The following is a 25,994-nucleotide window of genomic DNA, read 5'->3' as shown; positions in this document are numbered from 1 at the left end:
TTATACTCATGTGAGTCGCCAGCTGGTTTTTGATCTGTAATCACCTGCACATTGATCCGCGCCTATGGCCGCAGCGCCCGCTGTAGACTAGAATTCAGCCTCGTTTACTTCTTCAAGGTAGCCCCCCGATGTCCTTCGCCGAGCAACTGTCCCGCCTGCAAGCCTTCCTCGATGCCGATGATCTGCATGAAGAAGCTCTGGACTACGTCGCAGCTCATGGTTACCTCACGGCAATCTCCATTTGCCCGGAGCTTGTTCCGGAGCGCGAATGGATCGACGCCCTGTTCTCAGAGACGCCGCAATATCGCGATGATGCCGAGCGTGAAGAAATCGAATCCACGCTGATCCAGTTGCGCGCGCACATCGCCCGTCAGTTGGCGAGTGACGATGAGCCTGAAATGCCGTGCGATCTTGACCTTGGCGACGACCCGGACGAATCCGAGCTGCGCGGCTGGTGCATCGGTTTCATGGAAGGCGTATTCCTGCGTGAGTCGGTCTGGTTTGAAGACTCGGAAGATGAAGTCAGCGAGTTGCTGCTGCCCATCATGGTCGCTTCCGGCCTGTTCGACGAGCAGCCTGAATTTGACGAAATGGCTCAGGACCGTGACCTGGTCGATAGCATGGCCGAGCAAATCCCGGAACTGCTGACCGCCCTGTTCCTGCTGTGCAACGCCCCCGATGAGAAGCCAGCCCTGCTCAAACCCCGCCATCACTGATCGCCACGATGGCGCAGGCGCCCAAGCTCAATCGTAATCCGCTGATTCGTTACGCTCTGCTGGCCATTGGCTGGCTTAGCGTAGCGCTTGGGGTCATCGGCATATTCCTGCCGGTGCTGCCGACCACGCCCTTCCTGCTGCTCGCCGCTGCCTGTTTCATGCGCAGCTCTGAGCGCTTCTATTTATGGCTGACCAGCCACCCGCACCTCGGCCCGTGGATTCGCGACTATCTCGACGGCGAGGGCATTCCGCTCAAGGGTAAAATCTACGCCATCAGCCTGATGTGGCTGAGCATTGGTTTTTCCTGCTATCTGGTGCCGCTGTTCTGGGCGCGCACCTTCATGCTCACCAGCGCGGTGCTGGTAACCCTCTACATTCTGCGGCAAAAAACCCGCGCCAGCCTGTAAGCCCTAAATTCCTGTAAATAATCGCCCCGCGCGCCTGCGAATCGGCACAACAGTGCCTAGACTTGCCAGGACTAAACGTAGGGAAACTCTTCATGCACAAAGTGCCAGGCCGCCAGGTGCGAGGCCAGCTATGGATAGGCGCAAGCCTGCTCCTGGCCTATGCCGCTGCGGTGGCAAACTGGGACTTTGCCCTGATCCTCAAGAACGCCGAAAGCCGCTACGGCAATCTCGGCGTTGCAGAGCAGCGGATCAAGAGTTGGGACAGCCTGATCAACGCCAGCACCGACCTGCCCGACACGGAAAAACTCAAGGTCGTAAATGGCTTTTTCAACAAGCAGTTGCGCTTCAGCGATGATCAGCGCAACTGGCGTCAGGCCGATTATTGGGCCACGCCGGTCGAGTCTCTGGTCAAAGGTGCGGGCGATTGCGAAGACTACTCGATCGCCAAATACTTCACCTTGCGCCGCCTCGGCATGCCCGCCGAAAAGCTGCGCATCACCTACGTGAAAGCCCTGCGCCAGAATCAGGCGCACATGGTTCTCACCTACTACGCAACGCCCACCAGCGAGCCGTTGGTGCTGGACAACCTGATTGGCCAAATACGCCCCGCCTCACAACGCAAAGACCTGCTTCCGGTATATGCCTTCAACGCAGAAGGCCTGTATGTGGCGGGTTCCAACACGCGTAAGAGCGACACCAAGAAACTATCGCGCTGGCAGGACTTGCTTAAAAAAATGCGCGCGGAAGGATTCGCCATAGGCGAAGGCTAGGAGAATTTAATGTCCTTACTCAAACAGCTATTCATCGCCATCTGCCTGTTTTTGATTGTTGCGTTTACCGGCAGTTTCATCAGCAGCATGGAGAGCTCGCGCGAGCAGTTGCTCAGCCAGTTACGCTCGCATGCGCAAGACGCCGCCACGGCCCTCGGCCTGTCGATGACCCCGCATGTCGATGATCCGGCGATGATTGAGTTGATGGTCAGCTCGATTTTCGACAGCGGCTATTTCGCGCAGATCCGTGTGGTCAACATCGCCGACAACAAGACCATCGTAGAGCGGCGCACCACCACCACGCCCGAAAATGTGCCGGGCTGGTTTGTCGACATGGTTGATCTGCAACCTCAGCCGGGCGATGCATTGATCATGCGCGGTTGGGAACAGGCGGCGCGGGTCGAGGTACTCAGCCATCCGCAGTTTGCCATCAATAAACTCTGGGACAGCGCCATCGGCAGCCTGCTCTGGCTGCTCGGCTGCGGAATTGTAAGCGCCTTGCTTGGCGGCTGGCTGCTGCGCTCACAATTGCGCCCGCTCGACAATATGGTGCAGCAGGCCGAAGCCATTACCCGACGTGAATTCATGAGCCTGCAAAAAGTGCCCCGCACGCCGGAACTCAAGCGTGTAGTGCTGGCCATGAACCAGATGGTCGAAAAACTCAAAACCTTGTTTGCCGAAGAAGCAGCGCGCAGTGAAAAGTTACGCGAAGAGGCTTATCAGGACAGCCTCACGGGCCTGGCCAATCGCCGCCTGTTTGATATTCGCCTGGCCAATCAATTATCAGCCAACGAGCAGAACACTGACGGTTATCTGATGTTCTTGCGGGTCAATGATCTCGGCGGGCTCAATCAGCGCTTGGGCGGCCAGAAGACCGACGCCTTGATTAAAAGTATCGGCATTCAATTGTCCCGTGACATCGAGAACAGAAACTCCACAGGCTGGCTGGCCTCGCGCAGCCGTGGTGGGGAATTCACGCTGCTTGCGCCCGGCCTGAGTGCAGAAGATTGCGACCGGCTGGCTCAGGAGCTCAGCGAGCAACTCGAAAGCTTGCGCCAGACCGGCGCCAGTGACTGTAAACCGGTTGCCCATATCGGTATTGCCGCATTCCGTCCCGGCGAGGAGGTGCGTGACGTGATTGGCCGTGCCGATCAGGCTTTGGCGCAAGCGCAGAGCAATCCGGAACAGTGCTGGGCGCGGCTGGACGACTTTAATGTTGCCCCCGAGCAAGGCCTGCATGAGTGGCGCAACTGGATTGATGCAGCGCTCAATGAGGGCAAACTCCAGCTCTACTTCCAACCCGTGGCGCCTTGCGACGACACGACTCAAGTCATGCACCACAAGGTTCTGGCACGCTTGCTCGACCCACAAGGCGAGGCGATTGCAGCGGGCCGTTTCCTGCCCTGGATTGACCGTTTGGGCTGGGCTGCCCGCTTCGATCTGGCAATGCTCGAGCATAGCCTTGAGCATCTGGCCAAACACCCGCTGCCGCTGGCGCTGAGTTTGGCCGCTGCGACGTTGCGCGACGAGGAAAGCTTTGCGCAGCTCATTAAAGTACTCAAAGAGCATCCGCAGCACGGCGCACTGATGACGCTGGAATTGGATGAGCGTTATCTGCCCCCCGCTGCTGAGTTGGAAACGCTAAGCCTGCGCATCCGCGAAACCGGTTACAAGCTGGGCCTGCAACACTTCGGAGGGCGTTTCAGCCTTATCGGCAACCTCACTCACCTGGGCCTCGATTATCTGAAGATTGATGGCAGCTACATCCGTTCAATCGACCAGGAAGCGGATAAGCGCCTGTTCATCGAAGCATTGTTCCGCGCCTCGAATAGCATCGACTTGCCATTGATCGCCGAGATGGTTGAAACCGAGGGTGAACTGGCCGCGCTGAAAGAGTTGGGCATTGATGGCGCGATGGGTCGCCTGATTGGTGCGCCCGCACCTTGGCCGGAGGATTAAAAGATCAGGTGCGTTTGCCCAGCCGTGAGCCCATTCGGCTGCGCAAACGCACTGTTACTGCAAGCTGCGACTAGGGGAAATGCTCTTCGTCGCTGCCCAGCAGGCCTGTGAGGTCATTCAGCTTGGCCCGGGTTTCTTCGCGCATGCTGAGTTTTCTCTGGGCAGCTTCGGGCAAGTCGGTGTAGCGGATCACACCCTTGCTGACCAATACGGTCACCAAGTCTTCAACCACCCGCACCATTTCGAGGTCGGAGCGCTGCAGATCCAGCAAGCGATCACTCAGTGAGTTGCTCGCTCGGAATGCTATTACCTCCGGGTCATCCTCTTGCATGGGTTGTGTCATGGCGCTGAAAGGCTCGCCATCAACCCGGATAATTCTGTTGTGCCCATCGCGCTGAACGAAAACCATTGGAGCTCCTCTGCAGCAGTCATAAAAAACCCGTCTCCAACATCAGAGACGGGTGATTTTATTTTAGTCGCAGTCCAGCGATTCGACTGAAATATTACGCAGCCAACCGCTCTAGCTCACCAGCGTGTTGTTATCCAGCATGCCCTGGATAATCGACGCACTGTCGCCGCCGGACAACACCGTGTTGGCCAGCGTGATGGTTTGATCCACCGCAGCCGTATCCTGCACATGACCACTGCTGGACACATTGACCAGCGTGTCTACGCCATTGCTGGTATCTACGCTCAGGTACTGACTCAGCACATCGACACCGGCATTCGGATCGACGCCATCGAGCAAGGCCGACAAATTCAGCTTGTCGCCATCGGCCACATTAAAGTCATGCACCACATCGTGATAATTTCCGCCGCGATCGGCGGCATTCCAGACAAAGGTATCGGCGCCCGTGCCACCGTATAAGTGGTCGTTGCCTACTCCACCGATCAATACATCATCGCCGCCCTGGCCGAACAGCCAGTCATTGCCCGCGCCCCCATCAAGCAAGTCACCGGCGCCACGGGTATCACCCGCCACGTTCAGGGACGTTGCATTGGCTTCGATGTAGGCTTTGACCTGATCCAGCGTCGCGGTGCCGGTGGTTGCCGTCAGGTAATCGAGCAAGCCCTGATAACCGGCGCCGTCATGCGTGCCCGCTGCATTCCCGGCCCACGCCAGGCTGTCGGTATTGATGACATCGCCAAAGATGATGTCGTCGCCCTGTCCGCCAATCAGATGATCGGCTCCCACCGCCGCAAGCGTTGTGGTGGTGCTGCCTTCGACCAGCGCCGCATGCAGCTCATCGGCGGTATTAACGATTGTCGGGTCGCCGGTCTGGCCGGTGACAGGCGGCTTATTGTCATTCGGGAAGTCGTAAGCGCCCTGTCCGAGCGTGTTCCCGGTCAGCGGGGTATTGTCGAAAAACTTGAGGAAGTCGGCGCTCACGCCATTACCAATCCCAATGGCGTGCATTTGCACCGCATCGCTCCCCGTGCCGGCAACCAGCGCCTGCACCGCATCAACCGACTGGCTCAATTCGTTGTATCCCGTGTTGCTGCCGCTGCCGGCAGTGTTGCCGCTGCCATTGAGGTACAACGTCGGGTTGCCGTCAGTGAGAAAGAACGTCAACTGCTCGAAGCCATGCGCCGCGTCCTTGCCACCATTGACCTGGTCATTGAACCAGTTGACCGTGGCCTTGAATGCCGACTCATAGTTAGTGCCGCCGCTGGCTGTCAGGCCGTTGATTGCAGCAATCAAGGTCACAACATTGGTCGAGTTGAGGCCATTTATGGTGTAACTATTAGAGGCCGTTTCACCGAACGGAATCAGCCGCACGTTGACCACACCGCTATGCCCGGCTAACTGATTGGCCAGCGAGGTCAGTGCATCCTTGGCCAGCGCCAGGCGGCTCAACCCAGGCGTACCGGAAGCATCCGCCATGCTCCCCGAGCGGTCGAGGATCAGTGCGATGTTGTAGTTCTTGCCCGGTGTGAAGTTGCTGTTAACGCCGCCGACATCCCCAAGCAGAACATCCTTGCCGTAGGTGCCCATGATCTCACCGGCGCGATCGGCATCCTGCGGATTCGGCACGGTGTGCTCAACCGCGGAGTTACCCTGATCGCTGGCATTGCTGCCCACCACCAGCGCTGAAATCTCCGCCCCGTCGATGCAGATGGTCAGATTGGCCGAGTCCGTATCGCCGTCGTTGTCGATCAGCGTGTAGGTAAAGACTTCATTGAGCTGGCCACTGGCGCCGAAATCCAAACCGCTGTGCGCCTGGAACTGATAATCACCCGCCGCATGGCCACCGGAATCCGCCATATAGAACTTGAGAACGCCAGTGTCCGTATTGAGGGTCAACAGTTTGGTGCTTGCATCCCAGCTGTATTGCGAAGCGCTGGCAGCGGTCTGGATAGTCGTGCCATTGAGCGTGTAGGTTTGGCCATCCGCCGAAATAGACAGAATGCGGCCGCCATCGGCGCCAAATACATCGTCATCGCCGCCGCCCACAGCATTGTCATCGCCCTTGAGCACATTGCCCTGAACGCTGCCACCGGTGACGACTTGCAGCAGTGACTCGACCAGATCTTCAAAATTGCCGACCTGGATCGGCGCACCCTGACCGTCTACATCGATGTCCTGCAAGCGGGCATTGTCGATACCGCCGCCCACGCCGACCGCGGTCACGTTAATGTTGTTGCCATTAACGAAATTGCTCCATTGCGCCGCCGTGGTGTTGGTCAACGAAGAATTGTTACCGGTCTGCTCATTGGGGTTGCCATCGCTGATGAAGAACACCTGATTGCTGGCGCCCACCACAGGCTCGAACACAGCCATGGTCTCTTTGATTGCAGCCGTAAAGTCGGTATTGCCACTGTATGGCCGAGTACCGCCATCAGCCGGATTGAGCGTGTCGATAAGGTGCGAGAGGTCGGCAAAATTGCTCACTGCCGCATACGACTTTGCGGTTGCCGAGAACGCCACCAGCTGAATGCTGACATCGCCATTGGTGCCATCAAACAGCTTCTGCCCTGCCGCTCGCACAGCTTGCATCATCACGTTGAGCTCGCTGTTGCTGATGCTGCCGCTGAAATCGAGCACAAACACCGCGTTGTAATCGAGGCCACGTTCGGCGCCCACGCAGGCGGTGTCATCGTGCGCAGTGGGCACATCGTCGACAATATCTATCACCAGCGTACCCGTGCCTGTGTTGCCGTTGGCATCAGTCACGGTGTAGCTGAAGGTTTCCTGGGTCTGGATATTGTTGCCGTTATTACCGGCCGGCAATTTGGGCGCACTGGTCAGCGTGTAGGTGTAATTACCGCTGGCATCCACCGTGAGGGTGCCAAAGTTACCGTTACCATTGGCAATGCTGAACTGATAACCGCCCGCACCGCCGCTGCCGGTAAGTTGGCCGCTGGCCACTTCATCACTGCTGGTCGGATCACTGCCAATTACATCCAGCGCGGCTTCACGCACACTGGTATCCGAACCACTTGCTACCTCGCCAACCACGGTGAAATTGCACACATCGATGGTCAAAGTGGTGGTGCTCAAATCGCCATCACCATCAACCACGGTATACACAAAGTGATCCTGCGCATTGGCGTCCAGCGCATTGGCGCCCACACCATTGGCGGTCGAGTGGTAGGTGTACGAGCCGTCCGCTGCCAAAGTTAATGTGCCGTATGCGCCGGTGATGGAACCGCCGACATTGCCCGAAGCATCTGTAGCTGTATCCGAACCGGCACGCACGCCCACTACGCTGGACGAGCCAAAACCATCGGCTCCGGCAACGTCGTTATGCAGCACACCATTGGCGGCATTAACCGTGAGTGTTGCGCCTTCCTGCACCGAGCCAGTGTCGGCATAGGCCTTTGGAATGTCGTCGACAATATCAATCAACAACGTGCCGGTGCCGGTGTTGCCGTTGGCATCGGTAACCGTGAAGGTGAAGGTTTCCTGCGCCTGGATATTGTTGCCGTTATCGCCAGCTGGTGTATCAACCGGGCTGGTCAGCGTGTAAGTATATTGGCCGTTGGCGTTAACGCTGAGCGTGCCGTATTGGCCAACGCCATCGGCAATGCTGAACTGATAACCACCCGCGCCGCCGCTGCCGGTCAGTTGGCCGCTTGCTACTTCATCGTTGCTGGTCGGGTTGCTGCCGATCATGTCGAGCGCTGCTTCGCGCACGCTGGTATCCGCTTCGCCACCGACACCGCCAACCACGGTGAAATTGCACACGTCGATAGTCAAAGTGGTGGTGCTCAAGTCGCCATCACCATCAACCACGGTATAAACAAAGTGATCCTGCGCATTGGCGCCCAGCGAATTGGCGTCCAGCGCATTGGCGGTTGAGTGGTAGGTGTATGAGCCGTCCGCTGCCAGGGTTAATGTGCCGTAAGCACCGGTGATGGAACTGCCGACATTGCCAGAGGCATCAGTGACGGTATCCGAGCCGGCGCGCACGCCCACAACGCTGGATGAGCCAAAACCATCGGCACCGGCAACATCGTTATGCAGCACACCATTGGCGGCATTAACCGTGAGTGTTGCGCCTTCCTGCACCGAGCCAGTGTCGGCATAGGCCTTTGGAATGTCGTCGACAATATCAATCAACAACGTGCCGGTGCCGGTGTTGCCGTTGGCATCGGTAACCGTGAAGGTGAAGGTTTCCTGCGCCTGGATATTGTTGCCGTTGTCACCGGCTGGTGTATCAACCGGGCTGGTTAGCGTGTAGGTATATTGGCCGTTGGCGTTAACGCTGAGCGTGCCGTATTGGCCAACGCCATCGGCAATGCTGAACTGATAACCACCCGCGCCGCCGCTGCCGGTCAGTTGGCCGCTGGCCACTTCATCATTACTGGTCGGGTTGCTGCCGATCATGTCGAGCGCTGCTTCGCGCACGCTGGTATCAGCTTCGCCACCGACACCGCCAACCACGGTGAAATTGCACACATCGATAGTCAACGTAGTGGTGCTCAAATCGCCGTCACCATCAACCACGGTATACACAAAGTGATCCTGCGCACTGGCGTCCAGCGCATTGGCGGTCGAGTGGTAGGTGTACGAGCCGTCCGCTGCCAAAGTTAATGTGCCGAATGCGCCGGTGATGGAAGTGGCAACATTGCCCAAAGCCTCTGTGGCGGTGTCCGAACCGGCGCGCACGCCCACAACGCTGGACGAGCCAAAACCATCGGCACCGGCAACATCGTTAGCCAGCACACCATTGGCAGCATTAACCGTGAGAGTTGCGCCTTCTTTGACCGAGCCGGTGTCGGCGTTGGCGGTCGGCACGTCATCGATGATTTCGATAACGATATTGGCCGGCGCCGACGACGAAGTGCCGTCGAATACGCTGATGACAAAGGTATCGGTCTCAATACCTGCGCCATCGATTGTCGGTGCAGTCAGTTGATATTGATAAGTACCCTGCCCCGTCGCCGCGTCGTAGCCGGTGATGGTCAGGGTGCCGAATTCACCGACAAACACATTCAAGCCGCTGTTCAGGCTGCCGATTGCCACGGTATCGCCGTTAATGGTCACGCTTTGCAAATCATCCAGGCCGTCAACATCGCTCAAGGTGAAGGTGCCGGTGGTGAACTCGCTGTTGGCAGCGGCGTCACTGCCATTGGCCAGTCCGGACTCATAAACTTGCGCATTAGTGCCTTCACCAAGCGGCGGCACGCTGACCACTGGAATGTCGTTGGTGCCGGTGATGGTAATCGTCAGCATGGCCGTCGAGGTGTCACCGTCCGCATCCTGCATGGTGTAGCTGAAGGTTTCTGTCAGCGTCTCGCCCGTGTCGAGCGCCTGAATCAGCGGATTATCCGAATTGAGCAGGTAGCTGTAACCACCGTTGGCGGTCGGCGTGAAAGTGCCAAAGGTTGCCGCGGTGCTTTGCCAGGCGACAAAACTTGCAGGTGAGTCGGCACCGACTTGGTCGTTACTCAGCACATTTCCGACAACTGGCGCGACGCTGTCCTCAGCCACGCTGTTAACGTCGTTGATAGCCTGCGGTCCGTCGTCATAAATGCTTACGTCGAGCACCGCCACCGGCGATACATCGCCATCGTTGTCGGTAACCCGCACATTGAAGCTTTCGCCAATCTGATCATCAGCACCGGTTGCCCCCGGTGTGCCATGTTGCACGCCGGCGGTAAGGGTGTAGGTCCAATTGCCCTGTGCATCCACCTGCAAAGTGCCGTACTGGCCCTGCACCTGATTGCCAGCGGTCACATTTATCCAGTTGCCGTTGGCATCTTGCACCTCAAGCGCACTTACGCCATCGGGTGAAACCACCTGAAAGCGCCCGCTAGCCTGTTCGGCATTACTCTGCGGGTTACTGCCACCCGCTAATGCACGCTCTTCAACCACAGCCGGGCTGGTGCTGATACTGCCGACAGCGTCCTGATAAACAACGCTGACAACCGGCTGGAAATCAACCACTTCAGGCTCTGCTGGAGGCGCTGGCGGAGTTTGCACTTCCTGAACCAGCGGCGGCACTGGAATCACGATAGGCTCAGGATTAGGGAACTCTGGCCCCGTGTTGAAGTTTGAGGTATCGAAGCCCAGAACCGGCTCGACCGCACCCCCGACGGTATCGAGCAGCACAAAACTGTGTCCGCCCCCTACACCGCCAGCGCCACCCGATCCGGCGCCGCCAGGCCCTGCGGCTGTGGCTTCGGCTTCCTGAGTGGGGTCGGCGCCCGCTTCAATCGCCGCCAAGAGTTGTTCGACGTCTGTTAAGTCATCAGCGCTTGGCGCCGTGACAGGCGCATCCTGAGGCGCCTGACTGTCGCCCCCCTGGCCAAGCATTTGCTCATTCAGGCTGAGCTGACTCTCACGCCCCAAGGTTAATTGCTGACCGTCGGTCATCGCTACAGCCACAGCACCCGATGCGCCCGTGACTAATTGCTCACCTGCAAAAACTTGATCACCCACACCCAGTGGGCGACGCGAGCCATCAGTTGCAACGGCGAAAACCTCACCAATAACCTGGGTGACTTTACCAATCAGAGTGGCCATAACGTGTTCCTCACTGCCACCGGCGTTCGCCGGTATCTCCTAAAGAAGGCATCAACAGTGCAAAACACAGATACATCATCTAAGTGGTTGAGAAGACAGCAATTCGGCCCTTCGTAAAAACGACAAATTATTGTCGCCTCCTTGCTGCCTACCGTCCCAACTGCAACCCCACCCTGTGTAAACAACTGCCTGTTTCAGGCCTATTTTCATCTAGCTTAGACGCCATGCGGCTTCCACGCCTACTTTCAGGGGTAACAATGTCCTCTGTCGGCTTTTTTGTATAAGAATATTTTTTCATAAATCTTGTGCTAAATTTTTCTGTGCCAACATAAATAATGATCTTCAATGCCTAGAGTGAGAACCCAAAAACGACGCCCGCCTTAAAAAGACATTTTTTTGGCGGAGAGGAAAGATCAGAGCACACAGCAAAGGAGTATTACCAATGCGTGCAGTCAACCCGCTATGGACAGGCATGCTTCTGGCCATGACTTTTTCACCCGTCCAAGCAATGACTTTGTCAGAAGCAATCCAGAGCACCATCGATAACCACCCGGAAATAAGCGCGGGCGTAAACCGTCGTCTGTCATCAGACGAGGACGTGAAAATTGCCAAGGGCGGTTACTTGCCAACCGTAGATGCACTCGTCGGCTATGGCCGTGAAAACACCGACAGCCCAAGCACCCGCATCATCGGCGATCACAACAAGGAAACCCTGACCTACAGCAACACCGAGTTGCGCCTGCGACAGATGCTCTTCGACGGGTTCAATACCCCGAATGAAGTGGCGCGCACCCAGGCGGTGGTCAACTCACGTGCCTACTACGTACGCGGCACATCCGAGAGCCTGGCCCTGCGCACCGCCGAGGTTTACCTCGATGTACTGAAACGCCGGGAAATGGTGGCGCTGGCCAAGAACAACCTGTTGGCGCATCAGCGCATCAACGACCAGATCTCGCTGCGCAGCCAGCAAGGCGTTGGCAGCACGGCTGACCTCGATCAATCCAGTGCACGTCTGGCCCTGGCGGAAAACAACCTCTACACCGAGCAGGTCAACCTGGCCGATGCCGAGGCTAACTTTTTCAGCGCCGTGGGCCGTTATCCTGATGAGCTGTCTGCACCGGCGTCGGTCAAGGGCGAAGTGCCGGCTGACTTGCCAACTGCACGTCAGGTGATGATGGCGGACAACCCGTTCCTGAAATCTGCGCAAGCCGATGTCAACGCGGCCGAGAAACAATACGAGTCCGCCAAGGCGCCGTTCTACCCGCGCGTAGATGCCGAACTGGCAACCACTGCTGACGATAATATTCAGGGCGACGCCGGTCACTACAACACGTGGCGCGCAGGTGTTGTGATGAACTACAACCTGTTCAACGGCATGCGTGACAAGGCACGTCTGGAGTCTTCTTCACACCAGATCAACGAGTCTATGGACATCCGCAACAACGCCCTGCGTCTGATCAACGAGAACACGGCGCTGGCCTGGAACGCGATGGAAAATGCGCGGCTGCAAACCCCGAAAGCGCGTGACTATGCCGAATACACCGCCAGTGTTCGTGAGGCGTATCAGCAGCAATTCACCTTGGGGCAGCGCACCCTGCTCGACTTGCTCGACAGTGAGAACGAGTTGTTCACCGCCAACCGTCGCTACACCGATGTGCGTTACACCGAGGAGTACTCGATGTACCGCGTATTGGCTGCCACCGGCCAGCTGCTGCGCCAACAGCAAGTGGTGCTGCCAGCCGAATCGGTTGCGCTGAGCGAAGTCAAAAGCGAGGCGCATCTGCCTGCCTTGCAATAAGTAACCACAGGCCCTGCTTCGGCAGGGCCTTGTGGCCTCTGGCAACACAGGTTTCACGGATTTTTCAGTTGCGTGACTGGCCAGCACATGGCGCTGAAACCTCAGGGACAGATGTTTAGGAGTAGTCGCTAGTGACGAATATGGAGCACAGCAGTCCGGTTAATGACCCACGCCTGAGCCATGACGATCCGCTGCTTGATGGTTTACTGATTCTCTGTCGCCTGCATGATTGCAAAGTCAGCCGCGGCAGCCTGACTGCCGGCCTGCCGCTGCCGCAACAAACCTTGTCCGCCAATTTACTCAGTCGCGCCGCAGCGCGTGCCGGTTTGCAGGCACGCTTGCTACGCCGCGAGCTGAGCGCCATTTCGGCGCTCAATCTGCCGGTGCTGTTACTGCTCAAGGATGGCCGCAGTGCCGTGCTCAAGGCCTGGGACGAAAATGAGCAGGCACTGATCCTCCCCTGCGAAACCGACGGCGGCGAACAATGGGTGAACGGCGCTGAGCTTGCCCACGAATACGCCGGCCAAGCGCTGTTTGCCCGGCCGCGTCACGAACTGGAGCAAGCGCGCAATCCACTGATGCCCAGAGTGACAGCGTGGTTTCGCGACACCTTGAAGCTGTCACGCTGGCTGTATGCCGACGCCGTGCTGGCCAGTCTGCTGATTAACGTGTTGGGGCTGCTGGTTCCGTTATTTGTGATGCAAACCTACGACCGCGTGGTGCCCAACCAGGCGACGGCGACGCTGTGGGTATTGGCCATTGGCTTGCTGATTGGGGCGGGGTTTGAGTTGTTGCTGCGCGTGCTGCGCGCGCACCTGCTGGACACCGCCGGCAAAAAGACCGACATCGTGTTATCCGCCACGCTGTTCGAGCGCATCACCGGCATGTCTTTGAAGTCGCGACCGGCCACCGTCGGCGGCTTTGCCCAGAGTATTCATGACTTTCAGGGCCTGCGCGAGTTTCTCACCGCCGTTACCCTGACCAGTCTGATCGACTTGCCGTTCGCGCTGTTGATGATTGCGGTTATCGGCCTGCTCGGCGGCTGGCTGGTGGTGATCCCGCTGCTGGCATTTCCACTCACCGCCCTCTTCGCCTGGATAATTCAGGTGCGCCTGCGCGATACCGTGGAGCGCAGTCTGGTACTGGCCGCACAGCGTCAGGCGTTACTGATCGAAACCCTCGGCGGGCTGGAAACCCTCAAGGCCTGTGGCGCCGAGAGTGAGCGCCAGCATCAGTGGGAGAAAACTCACGGTTCACTGACCCGTCTCGACATGCATGCACGTTTTCTGGCCTCGCTGGCCACCAATGGCACGCTATTCCTTCAGCAGTTCGCCGGCATGAGCACGATTATCGCCGGTGTTTATAGCATTATCGCCGGCAATCTCAGCGTCGGCGCCCTGGTTGCCTGTTACATGCTCGGCAGCCGTGTGCTGGCACCACTGGGCCAGGTTGCCAGTTTGATCACGCGCTACCAGCAAGCCCGCCTGACCATGACCTCAACCGATGCATTGATGGCCCTGCCGCAAGAGCGCGAGGCCAAACAGCGGCCGCTGGAACGCACCCAGCTTAAAGGCGCGCTGGAAGTGCGCGGCGTTACGTTCAGTTACCCGGATCAAAGCACGCCAGCGCTGGCCGGGGTCAGCTTGCGCATGGCTGCGGGCGAGCGGATTGGCATCATCGGTCGCAGCGGTTCCGGCAAGAGCACATTGGCCAGATTACTCATGGCGTTCTACAGCCCGGATGAAGGCCAAATACTCCTCGACGACCTCGACCTGCGCCAGCTCGATGTCGCCGACCTGCGTCACCAGATCGGTTACGTCTCGCATGACCTGCCCCTGCTGGCAGGCAGTTTGCGCGACAACCTGACCCTCGGCGCGCGTTATGTCAGTGATGCGCGGATGCTTGAAGTTGCCGAGCTTACCGGCGTCAACGAACTGGCCAGACAGCACCCGCAAGGCTTTGACCGCCCCGTGGGCGAACGCGGTCAACTGCTTTCAGGTGGCCAGCGCCAGGCCGTTTTGATCGCCCGCGCCATGCTCCTCGACCCGCCAATTCTGGTGTTGGATGAGCCTACCAGCGCAATGGATAACAGCAGCGAAGATGCCCTGCGCGGCAAGCTGATGAGCTGGGCGAAAGACAAAACAGTGCTGCTGATTACCCATCGCATGTCGATGCTCAGCCTCGTTGAGCGACTGATTGTCATGGATAACGGGCACATCGTTGCCGATGGTCCGAAAGAAACCGTGATTGATGCATTGCGTAAGGGCCGTGTTGGCCCGGCTGCGGGGTGAGGTGATGACGACTGACAGCAGCTATTTCGCCAACCAGCGGCCGAACAGGAAAGACGCCGAGTTCATGCCCGAAGTCGAGGGCGTGATGCTTGAGGATTCGCCCTGGCTCTCACGCGTAACCCTTTGGGTGGTGTGCGCATGCCTGGTGGCAGCCGTGGTGTGGGCCAAGTTCGCGATACTCGAAGAGGTGACCACCGGTCAGGGCAAAGCCATTCCATCAAGCAAGATTCAGGTAATCCAGAACCTCGAAGGCGGTATTGTCAGCGAGATATTCGTCCGTGAGGGTCAGGTAGTCGAGAAAGGCGACGTGCTGCTGCGCCTCGACGACACCCGCTTTCTCTCGAACAAAGGCGAAAGCGATGCCGACCGGCTCGCTCTGATCGCCCGGATCGAACGCCTGACTGCGGAGGCCGAAGGCCGCCCGTTGAAGATGCCAGAAGAAATTGCCAGCAAAGCCCCACAACTGGCACTGGATGAGGAAGGCCTGTACCGCTCCCGTCAGGATCGCCTGCAAAGCGAGCAACGCACGCTGGGTGAACAACTGCGCCAGAAGCAACAGGAATTGGCCGAGTACCGCTCGAAAGCCCAGCAATACAGCTCGGGGCTTGGTTTGGTTCAGCAAGAACTGAACATGTCACAGCCCCTGGTCAAGAGCGGCGCCATCTCGCAGGTCGAGATTCTGCGGTTGCGCCGCACAGCGGTGGAAATGCGTGGCTCGCTGGATGCAACCAAACTGGCCATTCCGCGCGCCGAGTCGGCGATTAACGAAATCAAAAGCAAGGTGGACGAGTCCGAGTTGGCGTTTCGCTCCGATGCGTTCAAGGAGCTCAATGATGCGCGCACAGAGCTTAAGAAACTCAGCGCCAGCACCGAAGCGATAGATGACCGCGTCAGCCGCACAACGGTCGTTTCACCGGTGCGCGGCATCGTTAAGCAACTCAAGGTCAACACCATCGGCGGCGTGGTTCAGCCGGGCAATGACATGATCGAGATTGTGCCGCTGGACGACAATCTGCTGATCGAAGCCAAGGTGCGCCCACAGGATGTGGCCTTTCTCCATCCCGGGCAAAAGGCCATGGTCAAGTTCAGCGCCTACGACTACACCATTTACGGTGGCCTCAAGGCCAATCTGGAACTGATCAGCGCCGACACCATCACCGATGATGAAGGCAACAGTTTCTACCTGATTCAAGTGCGCACTGAAAAAAGCCATTTAGGCGGAGATGACCACCCTTTAACCATTATTCCCGGCATGATCGCCACTGTAGATATCGTAACCGGTGAGAAAAGCGTGCTCGACTACTTGCTCAAGCCGGTACTCAAAGCCAGAACCGAAGCCCTGCGCGAACGCTGATTCAGTCAGCCTGCTCGGGCGCATCCGGGCCGGTTTCAGGTGCCGCCGTTGCGGCACCGCCCGCGTGATTACGTTGATAAGTCTCAGCGCCCATCGCCGCGATCTGGCCTTCGATCAAGGCCTCGAATGGCCTGAGCAATTCGCCAAACTGCGCGGGTTTCTCGATAGCCTCAAGTGCCACCACAATCGCTTCAATTGTCGATAACGCGCCAGGCTCTGGCGCCTTGCGCAAGCGATAGCGCGAACTCAATCCGGACGGCAACGTGATGCGCGGCAACGCTTGCAGCAGCGGATTGCAGTAGAGCAACTTGCGCGCCTTGCGCCACGTACCATCCGGCACCACCAGCAATAACGGCGTGGCAACTGCAGCTTGGGCAAAGTCTGCGACTGGCACGGCCTCATCCCCCGGAAACAGCAAGCAAGGGCGATAGCCCGGCAACGCCAACCAGTCCTCCAGTTGGCTGAATGTTTCGCCGACCTCAAGCTGTGCGTTATCCAGCCCCAGAGCCGCTAACCGGGCGGTGTTGAGCGCATGCCCCGCCTCGCTGCTGTGCTGCAGGATCAGCACCCGCGTGCGGCTGTCCAAATGTGGAATCAAGGCGCACAAGCAGCGCGTCTGCGGGCGTTTACAACGCTCACATTCAGGCCGCGCCATAACCGCCCCGCCCGCCTGACGACACCAGAATCTGCTGACTGTTATTGCGCATTAAGCTGTGCCTTGAGCAAGTCGCGGAAGGTTTGAATCAGTGGCTCGCGCGTTCGTCCGCGGCGCAAAATCAGCGAAAACGGCGCCTGATAACCAAAGGTTGCCGGGAGCAAAACCCGTAACTCTTTGCGGTCGACCCAATACTGCGCGTAATGCTCGGGCAGATAACCGATGTAGGCGCCCGAAAGCACCAGAATCAATTGGGCCTCCATTGAATCCACCGTGGCCGCGCTGTGCTTGAAACCGTGCCGCGCCAGTTCGGCCTGACTCCAGTAGCCACGCCCCACCATGCGCTGCTGAGTAATCACCTCAGCCGGAATGCGCCGCTGGGTATAAAGCGAGTGACGCTCACTGCAATACAGCCAGTGTTGTTCACGGTAAAGCGGCTGATAAATCAAGCCAGTCATGCGGGTCGAGAACGCGCCAATGGCGATATCCAGGCGGTTATCGAGCACCGCCAACTGCAACTCATACGGGCTCATCACCGACAAATGCAGGTGCACGCCGGGGTGTTCAAGGCTGTAGGCGCCAATCACCTCAGCCAGGGGCAACGAGCTATCACCCACGGTCGAGTCCAACACGCCCAGATTCAGCGTGCCGCGCAACTCGCCCTTGAGCGCTGCCGAATAGCGCTCGAATCCTTCCAGTTCGCTCAACAGACGCAGCGTCTCTTGATAGAACAACTCCCCTTTGCTGGTCAGGCTGAAACCACCGCGCCCACGGTGGCACAGCACGAGACCGAGCTGGGATTCCAGCTGGCTCATATAAGTACTGATGGCCGAGGTCGATAAATTCAGCTCGGGCTGCGCCGCTGCAAAACCCTGATTGCGGACCACACTGACAAAAATCCGCAGTAACTTCAGGTCGGGCAAGGATTGGCTCATGAATACTCCACACGAATCAGCGGCCTCTGGCGACGCGAGGGAACGCCGATGGACCGGGACTGCAATTCATTCAACTGCAACGGCGCTAAGTGTACATGCCAATAGTTTAGAAAATCATGAACTAAGTTTTTTCTCCCAGCGATTTTTCCGCAAGCCGTCCTGACCAAGAATTCCCTCACTGAAATTTAAAACCATAAAAACTGTGAGGCCTCCATGGAAAAGAATCTGCACCAGCCACTTGGCGGCAACGAGATGCCACGCTTCGGCGGGATCGCCACCATGATGCGCTTGCCGCATATTCAGTCGCCTGCAGAGCGTGCTGAACTCGACGTTGGTTTCGTCGGCGTTCCCCTCGACATCGGCACTTCACTGCGCTCCGGCACCCGCTTTGGCCCACGCGAGATTCGCGCTCAGTCGGTCATGATCCGCCCCTACAACATGGCCACTGGCGCTGCGCCGTTTGATTCGCTGAATATCGCCGACATCGGTGATGTGCCAATCAACACCTTCAACATGGCTGAAGCCGTTCGCATCATTGAACAATCCTACGACCAGATCGTTGCCGACGGCATCCTGCCGCTGACACTGGGCGGCGACCACACCATCACCCTGCCGATTCTGCGTGCGCTGAAGAAGAAGCACGGCAAGATCGGTCTGGTGCATATCGATGCGCACGCCGACGTCAACGATCACATGTTTGGCGAGAAAATCGCCCATGGCACCACCTTCCGCCGCGCCGTTGAAGAAGGTTTGCTCGACTGCGACCGCGTCGTGCAGATTGGCTTGCGGGCTCAGGGTTACACCGCAGAAGACTTCAACTGGAGCCGCAAGCAGGGTTTCCGCGTGGTCCAGGCCGAAGAATGCTGGCACAAATCGCTGGAGCCGCTGATGGCTGAAGTCCGCGAGAAAGTCGGCGGCGGCCCGGTTTACCTGTCGTTCGATATCGACGGCATCGATCCGGCCTGGGCGCCGGGCACCGGCACCCCTGAAATTGGCGGTTTGACCACCATTCAGGCCATCGAAGTCATTCGTGGTTGTCAGGGCTTGGACATTATCGGCGGCGATCTGGTCGAGGTCTCCCCGCCTTACGACACCACCGGCAACACTTCGCTGTTGGGCGCCAACCTGCTGTACGAAATGCTCTGCATTTTGCCAGGTGTTGAACGCCGGTAATCGCAAGCAAACCAGCGCCCGCCCCATCCCGCAGCGGTAAGTGATGGGGCGCCGCGACCAACCCGATACACGCTCAAGCGGATTCAAGCCTATGACTACAACAAATGAGGCTACCCTGCGCCGAGATCTCGCTGCCGCTTACCGGTTAGCGGCGATGTTCGGCTGGGATGACACGCTCTACACCCACTTCTCTGCGCGTTTGCCCGGCGAAGAGCCGCGCTTTCTGATCAATCCATTCGGTTTGTTCTTCGAAGAAGTCAAAGCCAGTGACCTGATTATTGTCGACATGCACGGCCGCGTTATTGAGGGCAAAGCCGATTACAATGTTGCCGGCTTTACCATTCACAGCGCTGTGCACATGGCCCGCGAAGACGCCCATTGCGTCATCCACACGCACACGCTGGCCGGCATGGCCGTCGCGGCTGCCGATAAAGGTTTGTTGCAACTCAACCAGATCAACGCCGAATTTCATCAGCGTGTGGGTTACCACACCTATGAAGGTATTGCGCTGGATCTGGGAGAACGCGAGCGACTGGTCGCTTCGCTCGACAACAATATCGCGCTGATTCTCAGGCACCACGGCTTACTCAGCGTTGGCGCCAGTGTCGCCGATGCGTTTTACGTCATGTATTACCTGAACAAAGCCTGTGAAATCCAACTCAGTGCTGCGGCGCTGCAGGGTGTCAGCGAAATGCCTGAAGCCCTCAGCCGGCATGCCTGCGAACAATTTCAGGGAGCTGAAGGGCAACGCCAGCTGTTATGGGAGGCCTGGCTGCGCAAGCTTGATCGTGAGTGTCCCGACTACAAAAACTAAAACCTGCTGCACAGCGCTGGCCGCGAATGCGTTTGGCGAAGCATTAACACCAGCACTGCCTATAAAAAAAATCAGAGTGAGTGACCTGAAATGACCTTAGATATCGTTGTAATCCTACTGTACGTCGCGGCCATGCTCGGGCTCGGCTTTTACGGCATGCGCCGTGCGAAAACCCGCGAAGACTACCTGGTAGCAGGTCGCAATCTGGGCCCTGGTTTTTACATGGGCACCATGGCGGCAACTGTTCTGGGCGGCGCTTCCACCATCGGCACCGTGCGCCTTGGCTATGTTTACGGCCTTTCCGGCTTCTGGCTTTGCGCAACACTGGGGCTGGGGATTGTCGGCATCAGCCTGTTCCTCGCCAAACCCCTGTTGAAACTGAAAATCTTTACCGTCACCCAAGTGCTTGAGCGTCGTTACAGCCCCACGGCGCGCACCGCCAGCGCAGCAATCATGCTGATCTACGCGCTGATGATCGGTGCCATTTCGACCATTGCCATTGGTACCGTGATGGGCGTTCTGTTCGATCTGCCGTTCTGGGTGTCGATTCTGATCGGCGGCGGCATCGTAGTGGCCTACTCGACCGTTGGCGGCATGTGGTCGCTGAGCCTCACCGATATCGTTCAGTTCCTGATCATGACCATCGGCCTGGTGTTCATTCTCATGCCCATGTCGATCAGCGATGCCGGCGGCTGGGACGCACTGGTCGCGAAATTGCCCGCCAGCTACTTCTCGATGACCGCGATTGGCTGGGACACCATCATCACCTACTTCCTGATCTACTTCTTCGGCATCTTCATTGGCCAGGACATCTGGCAGCGTGTGTTTACCGCACGCAGTGAAAAAGTTGCCAAGGTTGCCGGCTCCGCTGCGGGTATCTACTGCGTCCTTTACGGTTTGGCCGCTGCAATCATCGGCATGGCCGCGAAAGTGCTGATCCCGGACCTTGATAACGTCAACAATGCATTCGCCAGCATCGTGCAATTGAGCCTGCCGGACGGCGTACGCGGCCTGGTCATTGCAGCAGCTCTGGCTGCGCTGATGTCCACCGCAAGTGCTGGCCTGCTGGCCGCATCGACCACTGCTGCGCAAGACCTCTGGCCGCTGCTGCGCAAGGGTAAGGGCAATGAGTCGAGCGCTCATGAAAACCGCATCTTCACCTTCTTGCTGGGCCTCGTCGTATTGGCCATCGCCCTGGTTGTCAGCGATGTAATCAGCGCGCTGACCATGGCTTACAACCTGTTGGTTGGCGGCATGTTGATCCCGCTGCTGGGCGCTATTTACTGGAAACACGCCTCCACTGCCGGCGCTATCGCCAGCATGGCCTTGGGCAGCCTGACCGCCTGCGTGTTCATGTACATCGACGGCCTCGAAGCCAACACACCGATCTACTACAGCCTGGCTGCCGGTGGCGTGAGCTTTGTTGCCATCAGCCTCATGACCCGCGCCAGCACCAGCCGCATCAGCCTCGCGTAAGGGCTGCTGCACTGATAAGACCATCGACTCAGCCGCTTGCCGGCTGGGTCGATGTTTTGGTTTTACCCCTAATAAAAAGGTCTCGCCGCGCCAGCGTGAACCTGAACCTTGCAACGATTGCTGTTTTTGAAATCTGCCACGAACGCTTAACCCAACAACCATAATCATAAAGACTCTGGGAGTAACCCTCGTGCTCAAGAACCTCACTAAACACTTTGGTCAGGATGGGCTTGCCCCGACCTCGGCCGACCACCGCAGCCTCGGCTTCAGCGGCACAACCGCGCTGTGGCTGGGCGCTAACGTGGTGGTCACAACCATTCTCACCGGCATGCTGTTGGTGCCGGACCTTCCGTTTCTGCAAGCCATGATGATCGTGCTGATCGGCTCTGCGATTGGCATCCTGCCATTGGTGCTGGTCGGCTTGATGGGCCAGCGCACGGGCCTCACCACCATGGTGCTGGCTCGCGGCAGCTACGGAAACCTGGGCGCTAAACTGCCCTCTCTGATCAACCTGCTGACGCTGCTGGCCTGGAGCTGGATTCAGGCGTTGCTGGCGGGCATGAGCCTGAACTTTGCCGTCGAACACATCACCGGTTATTCGAACCTGGCGCTGTTCACCATCCTCTGTGAAACGCTGGTACTGTTGATTGCCCTGCGCGGGCATCTGGGCATTGAACGTGTAGAGCGCTGGGCCGCTGTCGGCATGCTGATTCTTGCCGCTGCCGTGTTCTATTCGATGAACCAGCACTTCGAGTTCAGCCAACTGCTGAGCATGAACGAGGAGCCGCGCAATGGCATTACCGCCGGCGTTGCATTCGACATCGTGATTGCTACGGCGTTTTCATGGATTCCGCTGGCCGCCGACTACAACCGTAACTGCCGCAGCCAGGGCATTGCCGCAACGGGCACCTGGGTCGGTTATGTGGCGGCAACGCTTCTGGCCATGGGCCTTGGCGCGACGGTTTCGGGTTTCAGCATCCTTACCGGCAGCGAGCAAACCTACGACCCGGCGGTGCTGTTGTCTGGCTTCGGCTTTGGTCTGCCAGCGGCTATCGTGGTATTCCTCTCGGTGATGACCACCAACGTAATGTGCGTGTACAGCGCCACTCTGTCTTACCTGAACATCAGCCCGAAAAGCACGTTCTGGAAACCCGCACTGATCATCGGTGTGCTGTCGATTCTCGGCTCGCAGATTCCGGGCATCCTCGATAATTTCCAGAATTTCCTGTTGGTTATCGGCAGCGTGTTCATTCCGGCATTTGCGGTGTTGATCGCCGATTACTTCGTGATCAATCGTGGCCAGTACTCGGTGAGCGACCTGACCCGCGAAGACGGTGGCTGCTATCACTACAGCAACGGCATCAACCCGGCGGCATTCGTCGCCTATGCCCTCGGCGCCGTGTTGGCGTATTACTGGGGCTGGGTCTCGCCGTTGGCGTTTGGCGCATCGTTGCCGGTATTCGTGATCACGGCCTGCAGCTACGTGGTGGTGCGTAAGTGGTTGCTTGTTCCGCGCCAGCAAACCGCCTAAGCACGCCCAACATCGGGCTTGAGCACTGCGCCTCAGGCCCGATCCCGACTGCACCGCCAGCAAGGAATTGCCGCATGAAAATCGTCAGCCGCGACAAATGGTTCGAAGTCGAGCATCGCTACGATGGCATCAGCCTGATTCACGAGCCGTACGTGCGGCCTTTCTATCGCTGCAATCTGTGGCATGTGCAGGGGCGTGATCGCGATGTGTTGATTGACTCGGGCTCGGGGCTGGTCAGCTTGCGCGAACAATTGCCCTGGCTTACCGAGCGACCGCTGTTGGCCGTGGCCAGCCATTGCCATTTCGACCATATTGCCGGGCATCATGAATTTGCCGAACGCCTGGTGCATCCGGCGGAAGCAGACATTCTCGCTGCGCCAACCGGTGCCAATACGCTGGCCAGCGACTTTGTTGGAGACGAGATGTTCGAAGCGCACCCGGATTGTCCGTTGTGCTACGCCGAGTACAACGTGCGAGCAGCACCCGCTACACGCTTGATTGAAGAAGGTGATGTGCTTGATCTGGGTGATCGCGTGTTGCAAGTGCTGCACACGCCAGGCCATTCACCGGGCGGTATCAGCCTCTGGGAAGCGGCAACGCAGACGCTGTTCAGCGGCGACATTATTTATGACGGCCCGCTGATCGAAGATGCCTACCATTCCAATCTCGAAGATTACGCCAAGAGCCTGCAACGGCTGCGGGAGCTGCCGATACGCACGGTTCATGGCGGGCATTTTCAGAGTTTTTCCGGGCAGCGGATGCGCGATATGATAGATCAGTGGCTTCTGGACCACTGATCAGCGATTGACGCTTTGCAGCAGGTGGAGCGGATTTCAGCGCTGACGGCGCGGCTCACGCGGGCGACGCGGATCATCAGTGCGCACTGGAATGGGTTGAAGTTTTGGGCGGTCCAGCAAGCCCAACGCCACCAACAGGTCATGAAAAGCATTCTGCAACTTGGCGATCATAAGACACCCTCCTGCCAAGACTAACGAAAAGCACTGTTTACATGCTTGCTATGAGCATAGATTACCTTGAATGAATCTGCGCAAGCTTGATGTTCGTCAGTTGCGCGCCACTAACTCCACTCAAAATGTTACACGCAGCCCCGCATACACCGTACGGCCAGGGCCCGGTTCGAAATACCGGCCGTTTGCATCATTGATGCGCACGTTGTCGTAATACTCCCGATCAAACAGATTATCGACCCCAACATAAGGCTCCCACAGCTGCCCGCCGGCCTTGAAACGTTTGCCTGCGCGCAAGTTGGTGAGCGCGTAGCCGGCCACCTCGACCGTGTTGGCGTCATTGGCATACATGGAGTCAAACGCCCGCAGATTCAAGCGTGCGTAGTAATCATTCTGCTCAAAGGCAATCTCGGTAAACAGGGATTGCTGCGGAATCCCTGCCAGCGAGTTGTCACTGTAATCGGCGCCATCGAGCTGATACTCATCAAACCGAAAGCGGCTGTAGGTATAAGCGCCCGACAAGCGCCAGGCATCGGCCAGCTGCCAGCTCAGGCTCATTTCCACACCTTCGCGGTGCGACTCACCAGCATTGCGGTAAAAGTTGCGCCCCGACTGGCCCGGCAAACTGTAAGCCACCAGTTCGTCATCCAGCTTCATGCTGTATACGGCCAGATCGTAACGTAAGGTTTGCCACTCACCTTTCAGGCCCAGCTCCCGATTGAGCGCATGCGAGGGCTGCAACGAGGGATTGAAACCACCGCCGGCGGGATTGGCCAGCTCGCTGATGGTCGGTGTTTCAAATGAGGTGCCGATCTTGGCGTAAATCGACTGATGGGCATCGAGTTGATAGCTCAAGCCGGCGCTGTAGTTCCAGTCCTCGAGATTGCGTGAGCCGGAGTCGTCACCGTCACTCAGAAAGCGGTCGTCGACCGACAAGCGCACGCGGTCGTAGCGCACGCCCAATGTGGCCTGCCAATTCTGTGCAAGGTCGATTTGATCTTCGACAAATATCCCGCTGCTGTCGGCATTCTCGTCCTCTTTGAGCGTCTCAGCGCCTCGCTCGCCGAGCAGGTTATCGTAACGACGACGATCATCACGCTGGGTTTCAACGTCGAAACCAGCGGTAATCTTATGGGCCATGCCCAGCCACTCGTTGTTGTGACTGTATTGACCGCCAATCCCGGCGAACAAACGGTCGAAGGTTGTTTGGCCGCCGCCGGTAAACGGCAGTCGGTTACCAAACTCACGCTGGCCGACGTAGCTGCGTAGCTGATACTCATCGCTGCCGGTCGCGAAACCATCCCAGACAGCACTTAAGCGCTGCTGGCGGATGGTCTCGTCAGCGTCGTAGCGCAAGTTATTCGGTGCCGCCTGACCACGATCAGCGTCAACTTCACTGGCCCGCAAGCCGCCCGGATCTTCGGCGCGGTTGTCGATGGCGTTGAAGCCAATGCGCAGCCGCCCATAATCGCTGTACCAGCGCAGCTTGCCGGTCAGGCTATTAGTTTCGGCCCGCGCATGGTCACGGTAGCCGTCGGACTGAGTGCTGTTAAAGGCCAGCAACCCGCCAATATCGCCAACACTGCCACCGGTTTCAACGCGCGCCCGCTGATAACCCAACTCGCCGGCACTGAGATCAAAAAAACTGTAGGGCGTGGCGGGCGGCTGCCGGGTCTCGATATTCAAGACCCCGCCAGCTGCGTTGCCGTAAAGCACGGAAGACGGCCCACGCAGTACCTCCAGCCGTTCGACCAAGCCCAAATCCAGCCCGTCGAGTTCAGTCTGGCCATCCGGCATGGTCAGCGGCACGCCATCGACCAGCACGCGCACACCGCGCACACCGAAGTTGCCGCGCGCGCCAAAGCCGCGAATAGACGGCCTTAAACCTTGCGCCAGGTTGTATTGATTCTGGCTGAATACGCCCGGCACTGAAGCCAACAGGCCTTGCAGGGTAAAGCTCTTCTCGGCGCTGGCATCATTGCTCTCGACCACGCTGACTGCCGCGGGCGTGGTCAACCAGCTGCTGCGAATGCGGGGCGAGACAATCAGCAGAGGCGCCATCTCGACCGTTTGCTTTGACTCGGGCTCGCTTGCAGGTGCCAGCTGCGCATTTGTACCCAGCAGCACACCGGCCGCTGTTGCCAGGGATAATCTCAAAAAAACCTCTGTATCCG

The 25,994-nt window shown here is 58.2% G+C and carries 18 protein-coding genes; 12 read left to right on the top strand and 6 right to left on the bottom strand.

The window, feature by feature from the left end:
- Window positions 1-128: 128 nt before the first annotated feature.
- From PMYSY11_RS08795 to lapD, 4 genes are all read left to right on the top strand, one after another.
- The gene (locus PMYSY11_RS08795) at window positions 129-716 is read left to right on the top strand and encodes a UPF0149 family protein (RefSeq protein WP_069901847.1); all 588 of its coding nucleotides are present in this window, start codon (window positions 129-131) and stop codon (window positions 714-716) included.
- Window positions 717-724: 8 nt separating this feature from the next.
- Window positions 725-1,123 carry a YbaN family protein gene (locus tag PMYSY11_RS08790; RefSeq protein ID WP_150548923.1) on the top strand — a complete coding sequence of 133 codons (399 nt, stop codon included), beginning with the start codon at window positions 725-727 and terminating at the stop codon, window positions 1,121-1,123.
- A gap of 92 nt (window positions 1,124-1,215) precedes the next feature.
- A complete protein-coding gene (gene lapG, locus PMYSY11_RS08785) occupies window positions 1,216-1,893 on the top strand; it encodes a cysteine protease LapG (protein ID WP_069901845.1) in 678 nt (225 codons plus the stop codon).
- A 9-nt stretch (window positions 1,894-1,902) separates the two neighbouring features.
- Window positions 1,903-3,852 (top strand): cyclic di-GMP receptor LapD, encoded by a 1,950-nt coding sequence (gene lapD, locus PMYSY11_RS08780; protein ID WP_150548922.1) that lies wholly within the window; start codon window positions 1,903-1,905, stop codon window positions 3,850-3,852.
- 70 nt (window positions 3,853-3,922) lie between these two features.
- Here the strand turns inward: lapD and PMYSY11_RS08775 are convergent, their stop codons facing one another.
- A complete protein-coding gene (locus PMYSY11_RS08775; protein ID WP_150548921.1) occupies window positions 3,923-4,261 on the bottom strand; it encodes a tryptophan synthase subunit beta in 339 nt (112 codons plus the stop codon).
- A 111-nt stretch (window positions 4,262-4,372) separates the two neighbouring features.
- Window positions 4,373-10,825, bottom strand: coding sequence for a retention module-containing protein (locus tag PMYSY11_RS08770; RefSeq protein ID WP_150548920.1), 6,453 nt, complete (start codon window positions 10,823-10,825; stop codon window positions 4,373-4,375).
- Between the two features lie 442 nt (window positions 10,826-11,267).
- On the opposite strand from PMYSY11_RS08770, the gene PMYSY11_RS08765 reads away from it, so the two are divergent.
- The 3 genes from PMYSY11_RS08765 (at window position 11,268) to PMYSY11_RS08755 (ending at window position 16,268) form a co-directional block, all read left to right on the top strand.
- On the top strand, window positions 11,268-12,623 hold the full coding sequence (locus PMYSY11_RS08765) for a TolC family outer membrane protein (protein ID WP_090510490.1): 1,356 nt from the start codon (window positions 11,268-11,270) through the stop codon (window positions 12,621-12,623).
- 140 nt (window positions 12,624-12,763) lie between these two features.
- The gene (locus tag PMYSY11_RS08760) at window positions 12,764-14,914 is read left to right on the top strand and encodes a type I secretion system permease/ATPase (protein ID WP_150549686.1); all 2,151 of its coding nucleotides are present in this window, start codon (window positions 12,764-12,766) and stop codon (window positions 14,912-14,914) included.
- A gap of 4 nt (window positions 14,915-14,918) precedes the next feature.
- Entirely contained in the window at window positions 14,919-16,268 is a 1,350-nt protein-coding gene (locus tag PMYSY11_RS08755; protein WP_150548919.1) for an HlyD family type I secretion periplasmic adaptor subunit, read from the top strand.
- A gap of 1 nt (window position 16,269) precedes the next feature.
- Here PMYSY11_RS08755 and PMYSY11_RS08750 read toward each other — a convergent pair whose 3' ends face one another.
- Entirely contained in the window at window positions 16,270-16,923 is a 654-nt protein-coding gene (locus PMYSY11_RS08750; RefSeq protein ID WP_150548918.1) for a tRNA-uridine aminocarboxypropyltransferase, read from the bottom strand.
- Window positions 16,924-16,964: 41 nt separating this feature from the next.
- Window positions 16,965-17,858 (bottom strand): LysR family transcriptional regulator, encoded by an 894-nt coding sequence (locus PMYSY11_RS08745; RefSeq protein WP_069901838.1) that lies wholly within the window; start codon window positions 17,856-17,858, stop codon window positions 16,965-16,967.
- A gap of 213 nt (window positions 17,859-18,071) precedes the next feature.
- On the opposite strand from PMYSY11_RS08745, the gene speB reads away from it, so the two are divergent.
- The 5 genes from speB (at window position 18,072) to PMYSY11_RS08720 (ending at window position 23,649) form a co-directional block, all read left to right on the top strand.
- The gene (gene speB, locus PMYSY11_RS08740) at window positions 18,072-19,031 is read left to right on the top strand and encodes an agmatinase (RefSeq protein ID WP_069901837.1); all 960 of its coding nucleotides are present in this window, start codon (window positions 18,072-18,074) and stop codon (window positions 19,029-19,031) included.
- 91 nt (window positions 19,032-19,122) lie between these two features.
- Window positions 19,123-19,845, top strand: coding sequence for a class II aldolase/adducin family protein (locus PMYSY11_RS08735; RefSeq protein WP_150548917.1), 723 nt, complete (start codon window positions 19,123-19,125; stop codon window positions 19,843-19,845).
- Window positions 19,846-19,935: 90 nt separating this feature from the next.
- Window positions 19,936-21,321: a sodium:solute symporter family protein gene (locus tag PMYSY11_RS08730; protein ID WP_069901835.1), complete on the top strand. Its 1,386-nt coding sequence runs from the start codon at window positions 19,936-19,938 to the stop codon at window positions 21,319-21,321.
- A gap of 190 nt (window positions 21,322-21,511) precedes the next feature.
- Window positions 21,512-22,852, top strand: a complete 1,341-nt coding sequence (locus PMYSY11_RS08725; protein WP_150548916.1) for a purine-cytosine permease family protein — start codon at window positions 21,512-21,514, stop codon at window positions 22,850-22,852.
- Window positions 22,853-22,926: 74 nt separating this feature from the next.
- The gene (locus PMYSY11_RS08720; protein ID WP_150548915.1) at window positions 22,927-23,649 is read left to right on the top strand and encodes an MBL fold metallo-hydrolase; all 723 of its coding nucleotides are present in this window, start codon (window positions 22,927-22,929) and stop codon (window positions 23,647-23,649) included.
- 36 nt (window positions 23,650-23,685) lie between these two features.
- Here the strand turns inward: PMYSY11_RS08720 and PMYSY11_RS21985 are convergent, their stop codons facing one another.
- Together PMYSY11_RS21985 and PMYSY11_RS08715 are read right to left on the bottom strand one after the other, a co-directional pair.
- Window positions 23,686-23,820, bottom strand: coding sequence for a PA1414 family protein (locus tag PMYSY11_RS21985; RefSeq protein WP_256547039.1), 135 nt, complete (start codon window positions 23,818-23,820; stop codon window positions 23,686-23,688).
- 120 nt (window positions 23,821-23,940) lie between these two features.
- On the bottom strand, window positions 23,941-25,977 hold the full coding sequence (locus PMYSY11_RS08715; RefSeq protein WP_239655557.1) for a TonB-dependent receptor family protein: 2,037 nt from the start codon (window positions 25,975-25,977) through the stop codon (window positions 23,941-23,943).
- Between the last annotated feature and the right edge of the window lie 17 nt (window positions 25,978-25,994).

Origin of the sequence: Pseudomonas marincola (assembly GCF_900682675.2) — a bacterium.
GTDB lineage: Bacteria > Pseudomonadota > Gammaproteobacteria > Pseudomonadales > Pseudomonadaceae > Aquipseudomonas > Aquipseudomonas marincola.
This window is presented reverse-complemented; position numbering and strand designations above follow the sequence as displayed.

Coding starts and splice junctions, on each gene's coding strand:
- PMYSY11_RS08795 (WP_069901847.1), top strand. CDS start 129: ATGTCCTTCGCCGAGCAACTGTCCCGCCTGCAAGCCTTCCTCGATGCC.
- PMYSY11_RS08790 (WP_150548923.1), top strand. CDS start 725: ATGGCGCAGGCGCCCAAGCTCAATCGTAATCCGCTGATTCGTTACGCT.
- lapG (WP_069901845.1), top strand. CDS start 1,216: ATGCACAAAGTGCCAGGCCGCCAGGTGCGAGGCCAGCTATGGATAGGC.
- lapD (WP_150548922.1), top strand. CDS start 1,903: ATGTCCTTACTCAAACAGCTATTCATCGCCATCTGCCTGTTTTTGATT.
- PMYSY11_RS08775 (WP_150548921.1), bottom strand. CDS start 4,261: ATGGTTTTCGTTCAGCGCGATGGGCACAACAGAATTATCCGGGTTGAT.
- PMYSY11_RS08770 (WP_150548920.1), bottom strand. CDS start 10,825: ATGGCCACTCTGATTGGTAAAGTCACCCAGGTTATTGGTGAGGTTTTC.
- PMYSY11_RS08765 (WP_090510490.1), top strand. CDS start 11,268: ATGCGTGCAGTCAACCCGCTATGGACAGGCATGCTTCTGGCCATGACT.
- PMYSY11_RS08760 (WP_150549686.1), top strand. CDS start 12,764: ATGGAGCACAGCAGTCCGGTTAATGACCCACGCCTGAGCCATGACGAT.
- PMYSY11_RS08755 (WP_150548919.1), top strand. CDS start 14,919: ATGACGACTGACAGCAGCTATTTCGCCAACCAGCGGCCGAACAGGAAA.
- PMYSY11_RS08750 (WP_150548918.1), bottom strand. CDS start 16,923: ATGGCGCGGCCTGAATGTGAGCGTTGTAAACGCCCGCAGACGCGCTGC.
- PMYSY11_RS08745 (WP_069901838.1), bottom strand. CDS start 17,858: ATGAGCCAATCCTTGCCCGACCTGAAGTTACTGCGGATTTTTGTCAGT.
- speB (WP_069901837.1), top strand. CDS start 18,072: ATGGAAAAGAATCTGCACCAGCCACTTGGCGGCAACGAGATGCCACGC.
- PMYSY11_RS08735 (WP_150548917.1), top strand. CDS start 19,123: ATGACTACAACAAATGAGGCTACCCTGCGCCGAGATCTCGCTGCCGCT.
- PMYSY11_RS08730 (WP_069901835.1), top strand. CDS start 19,936: ATGACCTTAGATATCGTTGTAATCCTACTGTACGTCGCGGCCATGCTC.
- PMYSY11_RS08720 (WP_150548915.1), top strand. CDS start 22,927: ATGAAAATCGTCAGCCGCGACAAATGGTTCGAAGTCGAGCATCGCTAC.
- PMYSY11_RS21985 (WP_256547039.1), bottom strand. CDS start 23,820: ATGATCGCCAAGTTGCAGAATGCTTTTCATGACCTGTTGGTGGCGTTG.